Source organism: Venatorbacter sp. C2-1 (assembly GCF_022832715.1).
Taxonomy (GTDB): Bacteria; Pseudomonadota; Gammaproteobacteria; order Pseudomonadales; family Oceanobacteraceae; genus Venatoribacter; species Venatoribacter alkanivorans.
In genome coordinates, this window is record NZ_CP094879.1 from 3,092,936 (window position 1) to 3,107,181 (window position 14,246).

At 54.5% G+C, this 14,246-nt stretch carries 13 protein-coding genes; 6 read left to right on the forward strand and 7 right to left on the reverse strand.

Annotated features, from left to right (window positions below):
- Nucleotides 1-147 precede the first annotated feature (147 nt).
- Together MT343_RS13875 and MT343_RS13880 are read left to right on the forward strand one after the other, a co-directional pair.
- Nucleotides 148-1,527 carry a PhoH family protein gene (locus tag MT343_RS13875; RefSeq protein ID WP_145465878.1) on the forward strand — a complete coding sequence of 460 codons (1,380 nt, stop codon included), beginning with the start codon at nt 148-150 and terminating at the stop codon, nt 1,525-1,527.
- 155 nt (nt 1,528-1,682) lie between these two features.
- The gene (locus tag MT343_RS13880; protein ID WP_145465880.1) at nt 1,683-2,102 is read left to right on the forward strand and encodes a hypothetical protein; all 420 of its coding nucleotides are present in this window, start codon (nt 1,683-1,685) and stop codon (nt 2,100-2,102) included.
- Between the two features lie 88 nt (nt 2,103-2,190).
- On the opposite strand, the gene MT343_RS13885 is transcribed toward MT343_RS13880, so the two are convergent.
- Nucleotides 2,191-2,436, reverse strand: a complete 246-nt coding sequence (locus MT343_RS13885; RefSeq protein WP_145465882.1) for a hypothetical protein — start codon at nt 2,434-2,436, stop codon at nt 2,191-2,193.
- Between the two features lie 167 nt (nt 2,437-2,603).
- Between MT343_RS13885 and MT343_RS13890 the strand changes: the two genes are divergently transcribed.
- A complete protein-coding gene (locus MT343_RS13890; protein ID WP_145465884.1) occupies nt 2,604-3,140 on the forward strand; it encodes an LOG family protein in 537 nt (178 codons plus the stop codon).
- Between the two features lie 19 nt (nt 3,141-3,159).
- Here the strand turns inward: MT343_RS13890 and MT343_RS13895 are convergent, their stop codons facing one another.
- Together MT343_RS13895 and MT343_RS13900 are read right to left on the reverse strand one after the other, a co-directional pair.
- Nucleotides 3,160-4,749 carry a cation:proton antiporter family protein gene (locus tag MT343_RS13895; RefSeq protein WP_145465886.1) on the reverse strand — a complete coding sequence of 530 codons (1,590 nt, stop codon included), beginning with the start codon at nt 4,747-4,749 and terminating at the stop codon, nt 3,160-3,162.
- A gap of 120 nt (nt 4,750-4,869) precedes the next feature.
- Nucleotides 4,870-7,689 (reverse strand): hypothetical protein, encoded by a 2,820-nt coding sequence (locus MT343_RS13900; RefSeq protein WP_145465888.1) that lies wholly within the window; start codon nt 7,687-7,689, stop codon nt 4,870-4,872.
- Between the two features lie 220 nt (nt 7,690-7,909).
- Here MT343_RS13900 and MT343_RS13905 point away from each other — a divergent pair, with 220 nt between their 5' ends.
- Both MT343_RS13905 and MT343_RS13910 read left to right on the forward strand, forming a co-directional pair.
- Nucleotides 7,910-8,437: a DinB family protein gene (locus tag MT343_RS13905; RefSeq protein ID WP_186435732.1), complete on the forward strand. Its 528-nt coding sequence runs from the start codon at nt 7,910-7,912 to the stop codon at nt 8,435-8,437.
- Between the two features lie 61 nt (nt 8,438-8,498).
- Nucleotides 8,499-9,353, forward strand: coding sequence for an alpha/beta fold hydrolase (locus MT343_RS13910; RefSeq protein WP_145465892.1), 855 nt, complete (start codon nt 8,499-8,501; stop codon nt 9,351-9,353).
- 17 nt (nt 9,354-9,370) lie between these two features.
- Here the strand turns inward: MT343_RS13910 and MT343_RS13915 are convergent, their stop codons facing one another.
- Together MT343_RS13915 and MT343_RS13920 are read right to left on the reverse strand one after the other, a co-directional pair.
- Nucleotides 9,371-9,682, reverse strand: coding sequence for a putative signal transducing protein (locus tag MT343_RS13915; RefSeq protein WP_145465894.1), 312 nt, complete (start codon nt 9,680-9,682; stop codon nt 9,371-9,373).
- A gap of 16 nt (nt 9,683-9,698) precedes the next feature.
- Nucleotides 9,699-10,832 carry an SMP-30/gluconolactonase/LRE family protein gene (locus MT343_RS13920; protein WP_145465896.1) on the reverse strand — a complete coding sequence of 378 codons (1,134 nt, stop codon included), beginning with the start codon at nt 10,830-10,832 and terminating at the stop codon, nt 9,699-9,701.
- Nucleotides 10,833-11,033: 201 nt separating this feature from the next.
- Here MT343_RS13920 and MT343_RS13925 point away from each other — a divergent pair, with 201 nt between their 5' ends.
- Entirely contained in the window at nt 11,034-11,846 is an 813-nt protein-coding gene (locus MT343_RS13925; RefSeq protein WP_145465898.1) for a pseudouridine synthase, read from the forward strand.
- Between the two features lie 943 nt (nt 11,847-12,789).
- Here MT343_RS13925 and MT343_RS13930 read toward each other — a convergent pair.
- On the reverse strand, nt 12,790-13,656 hold the full coding sequence (locus MT343_RS13930; protein WP_145465900.1) for a thioredoxin fold domain-containing protein: 867 nt from the start codon (nt 13,654-13,656) through the stop codon (nt 12,790-12,792).
- Nucleotides 13,657-13,889: 233 nt separating this feature from the next.
- Nucleotides 13,890-14,243 (reverse strand): 50S ribosomal protein L19, encoded by a 354-nt coding sequence (rplS, locus tag MT343_RS13935; protein ID WP_145465902.1) that lies wholly within the window; start codon nt 14,241-14,243, stop codon nt 13,890-13,892.
- Nucleotides 14,244-14,246 lie beyond the last annotated feature (3 nt).

Below are 14,246 nucleotides of genomic sequence, written 5' to 3' on the forward strand. Positions count from 1 at the left end.
CCGCTCGGCCACACCCAACCAGACCTCAACCCACCAGCCAAGCCATTGACGACCGCAAGCCCGACCCATTGCGCGCGCTGTGCGCACCGTGGCATTCCGCCATTTCTGTATCTGATCAGCCCAACCTGCAACCAGGAGAGTGCTTATATGGCCGCAAGTAAATCCGCAACCAAGCTGTACGTTCTGGACACCAATGTTCTGATTCATGATCCGGCCGCGATCCTGAATTTTGAAGAGCATCAGGTGGTGATCCCTATGACCGTTCTGGAGGAGCTGGATAAACTGAAAATGGGCAAAGCGTCCATTGCCACCGACTGCCGTGAGGCAATCCGCAAGATCGACCATATCATCGGCGATGCCACCCCTACCGAAATCGCCAAAGGCGTGCCCATTGCCCGCCCGGATGGCTCGGTGCAGGGTCATTTATCGATTCTGCTGGATAATTTCGAGGCGCCGAACCGCTCGCTGCCGCCCGACCTGAACGACAACAAGATCATTAACAGCCTCGTAGGGCTGCAGGAAAAATACCCGCGCCGGGAAGTTGTTCTGATTACCAAAGACATCAATATGCGTCTCAAGGCCCGCGGCTGTGGCGTCGGCGCACAGGACTACCAGAACGACCAGCTGCTGACCGACGTATCCCTGCTGGAAACCGGCTATCACGCCTTTGCCGATTCGTTCTGGGAAACCCAGTCACAGGTTGAAACCTTCCACGATGAAACCGGCACCTACCACCGCGTACCACTGGAAAACCTGCCCGACGAACTCTATGTGAACCGCTTTATCGTCGACGAGAAGGGCTTTATCGGCCGCGTGGTGCTGATTGAGGAAGGAACCGCCCTGCTGCAGGATCTGCCGGCCGAGCAGCTGTTATCGCAAAGTGCCTGGGGGCTGACACCGCGCGATATTCCGCAGGCACTGGCCCTGCATCTGCTGATGGACCCGGAGGTACATTTGGTCACCCTGACCGGCCAGGCCGGTTCCGGTAAGACCATTCTGGCACTGGCTGCAGCCATCGAAATGACCGTCGCCACCAAACAGTTCCGCCGCATTATTGCCACCCGCTCAACCCGCGGACTGGATGAAGATATCGGCTACCTGCCCGGCACCGAAGCGGAGAAAATGGAGCCCTGGCTGGGCGCCATCACCGATAACCTTGAGGCACTCCACAATGACGATGAGCACGCCACCAGCAGCGTTGACTACATTCTGCAGAAAGTGCCGCTGCAGTTTAAATCGCTGAACTACATCCGCGGACGCAGTTTTCAGCACAGCCTGATTCTGATTGATGAATGCCAGAACCTGACCCCGCATCAGATGAAAACCATCATCACCCGTGCCGGCGCCGGTTCAAAAGTGGTTTGTCTGGGAAATCTGGCGCAAATCGATACGCCTTATCTGAATCCGATCAGCTCAGGTCTGACCTATCTGATTGAGCGTTTTAAAGAATTCAGCAGCGGCGGCACCATTCATCTGGAAGGCTCACCAAGATCCATTCTGGCGGAATATGCAGAGACCCATTTATAACGGTTATTAAGGAGTTGCTGAGTATCAGATCTTTGACGATATAAGAAGTCTGAACTATATAACTAACAGGGCTTTGAACATGCCAGCATGATTCAAAGCCTTTTTTATCGCCCCTAAATTCACCATCCCGGAGAGATCCACGGAAGGTTCATATTATGAAAGCACTTGTATTCGCCGCCCTTACTGCCCTGTCCGCCAGCGTTGTTGCTGCGCCGGCAGAAGAAACAATCTACGAACTGGAATTTGAAACCGATTCCAACTGGACCAGTATTGAAATCCGCGACGATGCGGCCTTCGTTAATGCGCCCGCCGGCGAAAGCATGAATGTGACCGCCAAAGATGGTTTGCGCTCGTTTACGATTTCGCCGAAAAAAATCCACCTGCGCTCGCGCACCCGTGGTCTGGTAAACATGAATCTGTTTGTAAAATCCAAGAATAACGTGCTCGGCCTGACCATCTGTAAAGGCTCACCCAGCAGCTATACCTGGATCAAATCCGGCCAGTCAAAGCAGAAAAACGATCTGAAAGAAAAAGATCACTGCGAGCAGGCTGCACTGGTACTGCAGCTGTTCTGATAACAGCCATCCGGAAAATAGCCCCGCCACCTGAAACGCCAGACGTTTCTGCCAAGCTGCGGGGCTTTTTTATGCCCGTGCCCTGCCGTCAGTGTTCCAAAATATCGCGCCGGAAATCCCCTTTAAACATCGGGATCTCATGCAACTCCTGCTCCCCCTCCATGCTGAAGTACATCGCACTCTGCTCCGGCGGAAAGATTTTCACATTGCCCTGAGTACTGATCGGACGCGCTCCGTGCATCATATCTTTCAGCATCAGATAAATTTCTTCGTAACTGTCACCACGCAGCTCAACTTCTACTTCAGTGGTAAAACGGAATGACATCTTAGCCATGGCGCGGCCCTCCTCTTCAGGCTGTTTTCTGAGCCTAACCCAGAGACAGGAAAAAGCCGCGTGAAAGCCAGCACATAGACACATACAACCTAATCAACCCGGGCAAAAGAGCAGGAAGCTATAAAACAGCGCTGTTACACTTTGCAGGACAATGATGAGGAGAGGTTATGCAACGAATTGCCATTTACTGCGGTGCGCGCAGCGGTAACGACCCCAAATACGCTAAGGCTGCCAGGCATCTGGCGCGCTATCTGGCAAAACAGGGTATCGGTATTGTCTATGGTGGCAGTAACAGTGGTCTGATGGGCATTATTGCCGATACCGCCCTGGCCGAAGGTGGCGAAGTCATCGGTGTGATTCCCGACTCACTGCACAAGCGGGAAGTGGCCCACCGCGGCCTCACTACCCTGCATCACGTCGCCGGTATGCATGAACGTAAGGCGCTGATGGCTGATCTGGCCGATGCTTTTGTTGCCCTGCCCGGCGGTATAGGCACACTGGATGAGCTGATTGAAATCTGGTGCTGGGCCGGCATGGGTGCACACAGCAAACCCTGCGCCTGCTATGAGGTGGATAACTACTGGCAGCCACTGTTTGATCTGCTCAGCCATGTTCAGCAGGAAGGCTTTGCCCACGGCGAACGGCAACTGCTGCGCGCCAGCACTCCGGAGCAACTGCTGGCCAGCCTGCAGGCCGGCCACTGACTCTGACAACGATCCGGGCTTAAACCTGTTGCGCGACGTCCAGCGGCTCGCCTTCATTCAGCAGGTGACGGCTCTCTGCCGCAAAGCCCGCGCCAACCTCGGAGTAGTAGTTAAAAGCCACATCCACGCCGAGTTGTAACAGCTCGGCACGCTCATCTTCATAGCGCGCAACCGCAGCGACTTTGCCCTGATAACCGGCAAGCTTCAGCATTTCCAGCGTGCTGCGCATTTCGGTCTGGGAAGGCAGTGCCAGCATCACCAGACGCACGCCCTGAGTACTGACTTTCTGCCAGAATTCCATATCATCGGAGTCGCCGACCACCACATTGAAACCTTCGGTTTTCAGCGCAGCGACACGCTCAGCATCCGACTCCACCCCCCAGACCCGGCTGCCGTATTCACGTTCCAGTGCACAATAGGCACCTTTACCGACACGGCCCATACCAAGAATCAGTACTTTGGCTTCTTTCGGTTGCTCAAATCCCTGATGGGTTCCCGGCCGTTCGAAACGGTTAATGCTGTCTTTCCGCAACGCATAAATATGGTGCGCACGACGGTAAATAAAGCTGCTGAGAATAAACGACAGCGACATTACCAGCGCGATAATTACCAGCCAGTCTTCACTCAGCCAGCCACGGTTCACGCTGAGACTGGCCACAATCAGTCCGAATTCGCTGTAGTTGGTCAGCGCCAGTGCGCTCAGATAAGACGAACGGCCAGACACACTGAAGCGCGCCAGCAAGGCAAAAAACAGCACAAATTTCACCGCCAGCAGAGCGGTCAGAAGTAACGCCGTCATCGCCATATCAAGGCTCGGCAAGGCGGTAAAGCCAATGGACAAAAAGAAGCCGATCAGGAACAGGTCTTTGAAGTTCATCAGCACTTTATACAGCTCGGCTGATTTGGCATGGGACGCCAGTAACATGCCGACCAGCAAGGCGCCCAGGTCGCCCTTCATATTCACCAGGGTAAACAGTTCAGAGCCGCCCAACGCCAGGAAAAACCCCAGCAACGGCAGTAACTCGCCGTGTCCGGCCTGACTGACCAGACGATGTAACAGCGGTTTGATCAGAAACAGACCGAACAGGCCGAAAGCCCAGACCGATGGCGTTTTACCGGTTGAAGCCACCAGAAACACCACCGCCAGAATATCCTGAATCACCAGAATACCGACCGCGATCTTGCCATGACGGGTTTTCAGCTCGGAGGCTTCCTCCAGCATTTTCACCACACAGACCGTGGACGAAAAGCTCAGGGCAAAGGCCACCAGCAGCGCCGCTGTCAGCGGAATATCAAAATAATGGCTCAGTCCCAGCCAAGCTGCCAGCAACAATACACCCGCCAGTAACACCACCCAGACACCGGTATGCAGCACACTGGTCAGCCACACTTCCTTTTGCATCAGCGCACGGATATTCAGCTTCAGGCCGATGGTAAACAACATCAGGGTAATCCCCAGATCGGCCAGCGCCTGCAGGCTGCCAACCGGTTGCACGCCCATCGCATGCAAACCAAAACCGGCCAGCAGGTAGCCGACCAGGGGCGGCATTCCCAGTTGCTTGACGACGAAGCCACAAAGGAACGCCACTAATACCCACAAATAATCCATGCAAAATCCTGTTACTGATTAAGTCTCGCGCCCAGTATAGCGCGGGCGGAAAACCAGCAGCCTGACCGGTGTCAGGCCCTGTGTGCACAGTGCCAACTGTTTCCGGAAGGTAGCACGATGTCAGAAGAAGACGGCGGTACGCAGATAACCTTTGGTCTCCCCCAGATCCTCATCCAGACCGCGGGCTACCCCGAGAGAGACGGGTAACACCAGGTTGTAGCCCAGCACCACATCAATGCCAAGCTCAGCGCCAACGGCACTCAGCTCTGGCCGCTGCTGACCGCGGAACCAGGCACTGGCTGTCTGCGCCCAGGCGCCGAGGGAGATGTCACCCAATCCCAGCGGAATCATGCCCCAGTTACGTTCAACCCGGGTCAGGAAGCGGTTAACACGCAGCACGCCGTTGTAGTATTTATGGCCAATCTGCACATTGTCCTCATAGCCCGGCAAGGCAAACTGATCGCGGCCAAACAGCAGGGCTTCCTCGCCATTATTACCGCCCAGAGTAAAAGGCTCCGCCGTGCGTTCTGCCACACCACCGGCCAGACCCAGACTCAGCGTATTACGCCCGGGCAGGTCGAAGGTGTGCTTCACACTAGCCTGCCACTGATAACCGTCGTAATCGCTGTTCAGCACATCATTGGTTTCGTACACCAGATCGGCATAGGTTCCCCAGCCGATGCCCGGTACATTGCGGTACAGTTCGCGGTTATCGAAACTCAGCGCAACACCGGCGAGGGTTTCTTCATAGCCTTCACCACGATCAATTCCCGCGGGCGCCCGTTCGATTTTTTCATGATCGGCAACCAGCCCCAGATGCAGCTGCAACTGATCTTCAAAGGCATCCAATACATGGTCACGGCGGACGATCAGCAAATCTTCGCGCTTGGCATAATAATCATCGTCCAGCCCGGTATTCAGGTCGGTGTAGCTGTGAGTACGGTTCCAAAGCAGTGACCAGCGGTTGTCATACAAGTAGCTGGCGGATACATCCGCCCAGTCCTGTTTAAAATCCCATAAGGCGGCAATGCTGTAGGTATGACGGCCAACAGCATCATTGCCACTGGTGGCCAGGCCCAAAGCGGAAGAGTAATCGTCGAAGCTGAATAACGGCAGCCAGTACTTAGGCGCCAGCGTCGGCCAGGGGGAATAGTCACTGCGCTCAGAAGGCACCACGCCGCTGACCGCCGGCGGATAATCATAGCGCCCCTGCCGGCTGGCAATACTGAAACTGGCCAGCGCCCGCGGTGTCAGGATTTTCAGCTGATAACCTTCGCTGGTGTAATCCTGATAAGCCACCTGATCACTCAGCCAGCGCGGCTGAAACGCACCGCCGACCACCTGTGTCCATTGATCTACCATGCCGGTTGCCGGCTGCAGCACATAGAGGTTAAACACGCCGTCGTAGTCGGCGCTGTAGAGAATACGGCCATCGGGCAGAAACTCCGGCTGATGCTCAGTCGCCCGAGTGTCCGTTAACGCCTGCCAGCGCAATGTGCCCAGGTCGAGACGCTCCAGATTCCAGCCCTGCTGTGGCCGCTTGACCGACGCCACCAGTGATTGTCCGTCCGGCGCCACATCGAAGCTGCCCAGCACCGTCTGATCTCCGCCCTGCCATAACATGCTGGCATCACCATCGCGCTGCAATCGCCATAATTCACTCAGGCCATGCACCTTGCGGCTGCCAATCAGCTGCTGTCCGTCTGCCAGCCAGCGGATTTTACGCAGGCGCAGATCTTTGCTGATGCGCTTCCAGCCGCTGTCCGTCGACCAAAGGAAGACATCATTCAGGTCACGGCCACTGGCATGGCTGATCAGGCGTGAAACCGCCAATGTGCCATCGGCGGCGATATCGGCATCGGTTACGCCTTTTGTTGCTGTCAGCGGCTGTACAGACCAGCCATTACCAGCCGGGCCGTCCGGCTGCCAGCGGCTGATCTCCGCGCGGTCTTCACCGTTATCAATCACCTGCAGCAGCGAACCCTGTGCTGCGGCGGTCACCTGCTGCGTATTGCTCAGTACCGGCAAAGCATCGCCGGAGATTTCCCGCGCTCGCAGCGTTTCTGTGGCTGGAGTGAAGCTGGCCAGCAGCCACTGCCGGTAGTCATTCCACAGCGCCGGAAAGGATTTGCCAAACACCTTTTTGGCGACGTAGTTCTGCATCACATAAGGAATCAGCTGACCGCTGAACTGGTTGAGATAACGGCTCATCGTCTCTTCACCGTATGTTTCCGCCAGGTACTGCCAGAAATAGGCGCCGTATAAGTAGTGTTTGCCGCGTGGCCAGTCGCGCAGAGGCACCACCACCTGATTCAGGTCGTCGCCCTGATGACTGTCCAGTTCCATGCGCATCTGCATGGCATAGACACTGCCGTCGAGACGGCCATATCCCAGCTTGCGGTTGGTTTCCAGATAGACCGCCAGCCCTTCGGTAAACATCGACGGGGTAAACACATGCGGGAACAGCCAGAACAGACGGCCAAACACTTTACGGCCGCTGCGGGTCACGCCACGGCTCATATTCATATGCAGAATATGCACATACTCGTGACGGATCAGACCGTGCAGCCATTCATCCATATGTTCGAGCCCGGCAACATCCTCAGCCGGGCTGGCAAACAGGCGAATCTGCACAAAAGGAAACGGCGTGGCCCAACCGTTGGAATAGTCGTAATCATCCACCAGCACCATCTGCGTGCGCTCGTCCGGCTGCTGCTGAAAAAACGGCACCAGCTCATCGTGCACACGCTCGGCAATGGTCAGCGCGCGTTGCGCCATCTGATCGTAGCGGGCCGGATAATGCAGCTCGAAATGCGCTGACGTGCGGGTCTGCCAGTTGGTATCCGTGCGGTCCCAGGCGGCCGGAATAGCCAGTCCCTGACGACTCAGCAGAGTGAATAACAACAACAGTATTGCACGACAGATAACAGCTCCGTTCATGGCCCGGCTTCCCTGAAAAATGGTTGCCCGAAAATAGCGGATTCGTATGACAACAACAACCGCAACAACAGGCACAACAACAACCGTCCCACGCTGCTTGCCGCATGGTTCAGGCTGACATAGAGTAGAGATCTGCAGGCATTTACCAATGCGCCTGACAGCAGGGAAAAACCGGTCACCGATTGCGATAAAAAACCTGTTCACAGCCGGGAGAAATATCATGTCATGGTCAGACATTTATCGTCGCTACGCCCGTTATAACCGGACAATGAATCAGCAACTGCTTGAGGCCTGTATGCCCTTAAGCCGTGAACAACTGGAAAAATCCTGCGGTCTTTATTTTGACTCACTGCTTGGTACCTGGAATCACCTGCTGGTAACCGACATTCTCTGGCTCAAACGTTTATCTCTTATCTTTCCCATCCTTGAAGAGCTGCATGATCTGCCCACTCCGGGCGCATTAAACGTGATCCTCGCCCCCGATCTGAACAGCCTGCGTCCACTGCGCGAACGCCTCGACGATACCTATATCCGCTGGTGCGATCTGCTGCGTGCCGATGACGCCCGCGATGTATTGCAATACACCAACAGCCGCGGTGAAGAGATGGCCAAACCACTGGATCTGGTGCTGCAGCATATATTCAATCATCAGACTCACCACCGCGGTCAGATCACGGCTGAACTGAGCCGCCTGGGAGTGGACTTCGGTATTACCGACCTGCTGCTGACTGCGGATCTTAATGACTGAGTACCGGCGGAGCGGACCGGTGAAAATAATAACAATAATAAAAAGTTGCTAAGGAGCAGCCGTGCTTAACCCTAATATCTGGCGCAGTCAGCAACGTGATTTTCATTGGCAGGGACTGCGTGTCGGCTTTCACGATGAAGGGCAAGGTCCGGCACTATTGTTATTGCATGGTCTGCCAGGCAGCAGCTGGGACTGGCACCGTCTGTGGCCGATGCTGGCCGGACAGTTCCGCCTGATCTGCCCCGATCTGCCCGGCTGTGGTGACTCAGATAAACCCACCGAATACAGTTACCGCTTACAGGATCAGGCTCAGCTGGTGAGTGATTTACTCGGCCACCTTAATATCCGCCAGTGCCAGATTATCGGCCATGATTACGGCGCCAGCCTTGGCCGCCAGCTGCTTAAGTCCCCCGGCGATATCGAATTTGGCCGCTGCAGCTGGATTGCCGCTCGCCGCGGCGGCGAAGCGCGCTACTTTCTCTGGCGTGAACTCTGGCTCGCCGGACCGCTGGGCCCACTGCTCAGTCACTGCATCAGTGAAGGTCTGTATGGTCGTTATCTGGAAACCCTGAGTGGTCCTTTCACTCCGATAAGCAGTCAGACCCGGCAGGACCTGTGGCAATTATTATGTGCCCATCAGGGGCTGCAGGTTTTGCCGCAGCTGCTGCACTATCGTTATGAACTGCCACTCAGCAGCGAAACCAGTATGGCCTGCAGCAATACACAGCAGTACATCGACGGCGAATATGATCCACTGAGCAGACACAGCAAAAGCAACGGCGCGCTGCGGGTAAAAACCGGTCACTTTCCGCATCTGGAAGATGCTGAACATCTGGCCATGCTGTTAACGGACTTTCATCGTGATAATGATGCCGGCAGTCAGGCGGTCTTTCAGAACCTGCTCAAGGGTCAGTAACAGTAAGCAGCAGGAAATCAGAGAAAACGCAGACTTTCAGCGGCAATAATGGCCAGCAACGCCAATACAAACCAGCCCCAGTGACGGAACACCGGCTGCGGCAACGGATCGGTGATGGCATTGGCCTGATCGTATTCCAGCATCAGCCGCCGCCCCGCCTCGTAATCAACGTCGTTCACCAGAACCCGTACATAATTCTGCACCGGCAGCTCACCCAGACCACCCGTCAGGTGAGCCCCTTCGATAAATCCCTGAATACGGTGCTGCTCAAGCAGCCCGAGCACCAGATGGGCTTCCAGTGTATCCGCAGCCTGGTAAACACACTTCATTCATCGGCCTCATACGTCAGGGATTCAGATAGGATTCTGCCCTGCTCAGCGAAAAACGGTAAATCGGATAAGGTCCGGCAGCGAGAATCTCTTCACGACTGTGGCCGATCACCTGATGCAAAGCGGAACAGGTAACATAAAGATAGTCGCCCTGACGGCTGAAGCCATCCGGCCAGCGCAGATCCACACTGCGCAACAGCGTCTGTAATTCACCATCCGGCGTGCGGCGCACAATCGCTGAATGTTCCAGATCAGACAGATAGACATTACCGGCGGCATCCATTGCCATACCATCGGTCATGGTTTTCGCACCCAGGCTTTCCACGCGGGAGCTCAGCGTTGCATGGGGCAACTCTGTATCAACAAGATCCGCCACCCGGATACGGTACAGCTGGTCAGCCGCAACGGCGGCAAAGTACAGCCACTCATTGGCGTCATCCAGTGCGATGCCATCCACCCCCGGATTAACCGTAAAAAGCCCGTACAGGGTCATCGCCTGACCCTGCACCACGGGTTCAAACTCTCCGGCGCGAACGCTGACATCGCTCTGCAGCAGGCGGCGGCTGCTGTTGCTGATCCGGTCGTACACCACCAGAGCAGGGGTGCGCGCCAGCAGGCTGGCATCGGTGATAAAGAAATAGCGGCCATCGGCGCTGATGCGGAAATCATTGGCGTGGGCGCCCAGCGGAAACACATCGCGTGGAAAACGGTAGCTGTGCAGCAACTCGCGGCTGTTAATATCAAAGGCCAGCAGACGTACGCTGTTCAGCGCATGACGGCCATTATCCAGCAACCACAATTCATTGTTATGCAGACGCAGCGACAGTACTTCATTCAGCGCACCTTCTTCGCTGCCGCCGGGTTGCCATTGTAACGACGGGAAAGCACTGACTTCGCCATCCGCCCATAAAGCGACGTTGGTTTTTGGTGAGGCTTCCGGGTGAAAGGTGAAGAAGATCCGCTGATCAGCGGCCACTGCCAGATTTCCGGGAGGTTCAGGCAGGCTGGCGACCAGCTCCAGCTCGGTCGATGGCAGACGCGGTGCGCCACTGCGATCCGGGAATGAAGCACTTTCTACATACACCTGACGCAGCGTGCCAAACAGCAGGACCAACAACAGCAATACAGCAATAATCCAGCGACTGATCATGACGACTCCTTTGTTATTTTTAATCTGGACGGACAGTCATTCGCGGAGCACAAAGTAGCAAAGTTTGCCGCCCAATGGAAAACCTGCGCCATATAACCGCGCAAGACCACTCCCGGTAATCCAGCTGTGCTACCCGCACTGCAGCACATAGGGTAAAGTGCCGCGTTTTATCCGGGGGCCGGTGATCACGCCGGGCATGCAGTGGATCTCGATATTCTTTACCTCGATAACGAACTGGTCGTTATCAACAAACCCAGCGGCCTGCTGGTACACCGCAGCGAAATTGACCGCCATGAAACCCGTTTCGCCCTGCAGCTGCTGCGTAATCAACTGGGGCAACGGGTATACCCGGTACATCGTCTGGATAAACCCACATCCGGTGTTCTGGCTTTTGCCCTAAGCCAGGAAATGGCCAGCCTGATTACCGACCAGTGGCGCCAGCGCGCCGTAGATAAACGTTATCTCGCCATCGTCCGTGGCTGGATGCCCGACTTTATCCATCTCGATAAGCCCATGGCGCCACCAGTCGATAAATACGCCAAACATGAAAGAATCAAACCCGAGCAGGAAGCCATCACCGACTTCCGCTCGCTGGCCCATGCCGAAATTCCGGTCTTTATCGATAAATACCCGCAGTCGCGTTATTCACTGGTCGAGTGCATTCCACACACCGGACGTAAGCACCAGCTGCGCCGTCACCTGAAACACCTCAGCCATCCGATCATCGGTGACGCCCGTTATGGCAAAGGCCGCCACAGCCGCTATTTCCGCGATCAGTTGCAGGCGCCACGCTTACTGCTGCACGCCTCGCAGCTGACCATGAGCCACCCTATCAGCGGTGAAACGCTGGTGTTCAATGCCCCATTGGATGGCATCTGGCGACGTCTGGTTCAGCACTTTGACTGGTACGACGCCCTGCCAGAAGCATTGCGTTTCAATGAACAGGATACGCCGCATCCATCGCTGGATTGTTTCCTGAATGTCACGGATGAGGACGACGAGGAGAGCGTCTGAAAGGCCGGAAAAACCATCCACAACGGCGCAGGGTCGCGCCGTTTCTGGTTTTCTTTGGGTTATCAACAAAAACTGTGGATAATTCTCTGGGTAAGTTTCTGATAAGTGCCACAAATCCAGTATTCATGCGGCCTCAGGTCAGATTGGCTGAAATAACAACAACAGCCAAATCTTATATAATTCAATGGCTTATATACTCCCTCCCGATTTGTTTCAGTTTTTTGACTTTTGAATGTCCGTTCAAAAAGAGAGACCCAGCGATGTGCATAACCACTCGGAGGTATATTTTTTAAGTCAAGAGAAAAACAATGCCAGTTGCGCTGAAAATGTCCTCAGTGCCCAGCAGGAAGGGCTGCCAAAATGTCCACAATTTCTGTGTATAACTTTGTGAGTAAGCTCTTGGAAAGTATCCCTGTTTCGCATAAACAGAGGCCCCACCTTAGATTGATCACTTTTTAACCAATATTAAAAATCCTTATTTTTCAATGGCTTATAAAAATCAATAGTCATTTTGCCTATTTTCAGGCCAAATTTCTCCGGAATGAACAAGCCTATGGCCCAGTGTGCATAAGATGCATCATCTGAGTTCATCCTGCGCCAAAATAGAGCCCCCGGTTGCACCAGACCCGCCCCCGTCACTCAGCCTGAGAATAAAAGGCCTAGACGGTAAGTAATCACTTCCCTTAAAAATCTGTGGATAATTCAGGGGGTAAATTCTGAAAAAAGCCGCTGCCATCTGAGCGATGGAATGAAGAGTCAGCTCAGGGGCTGCAATCGGTCAGAAAATATCCATAGAAAACAGACTGTTATGGTTTTAATACAAAGGTATTAATTTAATAGACTGAATGTGAAGTAAATCGGTGCGCTGTGCATAACCTTGCAAAAAGGTATAAAAAAACCTCCCGCAGGAGGTTTTCAGGTATTCCAGTAAACGATACTGAAATTACATCACGCCGAGGCGACGGGCGAGATCATCTGCCGGCATATAACCGGGGAACAGACGGCCATCATCAACCACGATCGCCGGAGTACCGGTTACACCCACTTCCTGGCCAAGATCGTACTGGGCAGCAATAGGAGCACCACAGTCTTTGCTCTTGTCCATCATCGCCACAACCTGTCCCTGCAGGGCACGGTACTGGTCTTCCAGTTCTGCTGAACCACCAGACTGGCGCAGACGCTGACCCAGCATATTCATGTCACGCTGGGTGTTCTTCATGCTGGTCATTGCGGACTTGCGATCAGCCTGACACCAGACATAGTTAATCTTGCGATAGGAATCGGTCAGCTCGCCATTGCGCGGATCTTTGATACCGGCACGTGGATAAGCCAGATAACGCACAGTGATACCCAGCTCGTTCAGACGCGGGATTTCCTGATGCAGCTTCTGGCAATAGCCACAGTCAATATCGGTAAAGACGTTGATCAGGGCTTTCTGTTCGCCCTTGGCTTTGAATACAACCGTCTGACTGTCAGTGACGGCCGCCAGGCGCTCAGCACGCTTCGGATTGTTACGGTTCTGGGTGATGTTCTGCGGGCCTTCGGCACTCAGCTCATACAGCTCATCACGGTAAATAAAGTGGCTCAGATCCGGTGTCATATGCATCACAGAACCGTCAATCAGGACCACTTCCAGAATCTGGTTGCCAGCCAAAGGCGCAACTTCACGTACCTGCAGACGCGGACCGAAAGCCTGCACCAGTTTGGCTTCGACCTGCTTGTCGAGCGGCAGCGCTTTGTCAGCGGCGGCGCCCATTGCCGGTAACGTCAGGCTCAGGCCCAGCGCGGCGGCTAAAAGTGTTTTCTTCATTACTGCAACCTTTACGTCATCATTCAGGCTTGGAGGCCCAGAGCCCTTGTTTGTTCCGGGCCCTACCCTTTCAAATGCGCCTGCCAGTGTCAAGAAAGTAAGTGTCAAACCAGACAGCAGTATATCAGCCGGACGTGCTTTTCTGATGACAAACACTGCACAGATATAACAACAAACATAAAAACGGGCATAAAAAAACGGGCCAGAGGCCCGTTTTTTCTGCAAGAGAAGGATTAAACCTTTTCTTTGATACGTGCAGACTTACCGCTACGCTCACGCAGGTAGTACAGTTTCGCCTGACGCACGTCACCGCGACGTTTAACAGCCAGGCTGTCAATCATCGGGCTGTGAGTCTGGAAAGTACGCTCAACGCCCACACCGTGGGAGATTTTACGTACAGTGAATGCAGAGTTCAGGCCACGGTTACGCTTACCGATAACTACGCCTTCGAACGCCTGCAGACGCTCACGGTTACCTTCTTTTACTTTAACCTGCACAACAACGGTATCACCGGTGCTGAATGCAGGGATGTTGTCTTTCAGCTGCGCATTTTCAATCTGCTGAATGATTGGGTTCTTGTTGCTCATTGT

Excerpts from the sequence above, each read along its gene's own strand:
- MT343_RS13895 (WP_145465886.1), bottom strand. The coding sequence starts at position 4,749 with ATGGATTATTTGTGGGTATTAGTGGCGTTCCTTTGTGGCTTCGTCGTC.
- MT343_RS13880 (WP_145465880.1), top strand. The coding sequence starts at position 1,683 with ATGAAAGCACTTGTATTCGCCGCCCTTACTGCCCTGTCCGCCAGCGTT.
- MT343_RS13915 (WP_145465894.1), bottom strand. The coding sequence starts at position 9,682 with ATGAAGTGTGTTTACCAGGCTGCGGATACACTGGAAGCCCATCTGGTG.
- rplS (WP_145465902.1), bottom strand. The coding sequence starts at position 14,243 with ATGAGCAACAAGAACCCAATCATTCAGCAGATTGAAAATGCGCAGCTG.
- MT343_RS13890 (WP_145465884.1), top strand. The coding sequence starts at position 2,604 with ATGCAACGAATTGCCATTTACTGCGGTGCGCGCAGCGGTAACGACCCC.
- MT343_RS13875 (WP_145465878.1), top strand. The coding sequence starts at position 148 with ATGGCCGCAAGTAAATCCGCAACCAAGCTGTACGTTCTGGACACCAAT.
- MT343_RS13920 (WP_145465896.1), bottom strand. The coding sequence starts at position 10,832 with ATGATCAGTCGCTGGATTATTGCTGTATTGCTGTTGTTGGTCCTGCTG.
- MT343_RS13905 (WP_186435732.1), top strand. The coding sequence starts at position 7,910 with ATGTCATGGTCAGACATTTATCGTCGCTACGCCCGTTATAACCGGACA.
- MT343_RS13885 (WP_145465882.1), bottom strand. The coding sequence starts at position 2,436 with ATGGCTAAGATGTCATTCCGTTTTACCACTGAAGTAGAAGTTGAGCTG.
- MT343_RS13900 (WP_145465888.1), bottom strand. The coding sequence starts at position 7,689 with ATGAACGGAGCTGTTATCTGTCGTGCAATACTGTTGTTGTTATTCACT.
- MT343_RS13930 (WP_145465900.1), bottom strand. The coding sequence starts at position 13,656 with ATGAAGAAAACACTTTTAGCCGCCGCGCTGGGCCTGAGCCTGACGTTA.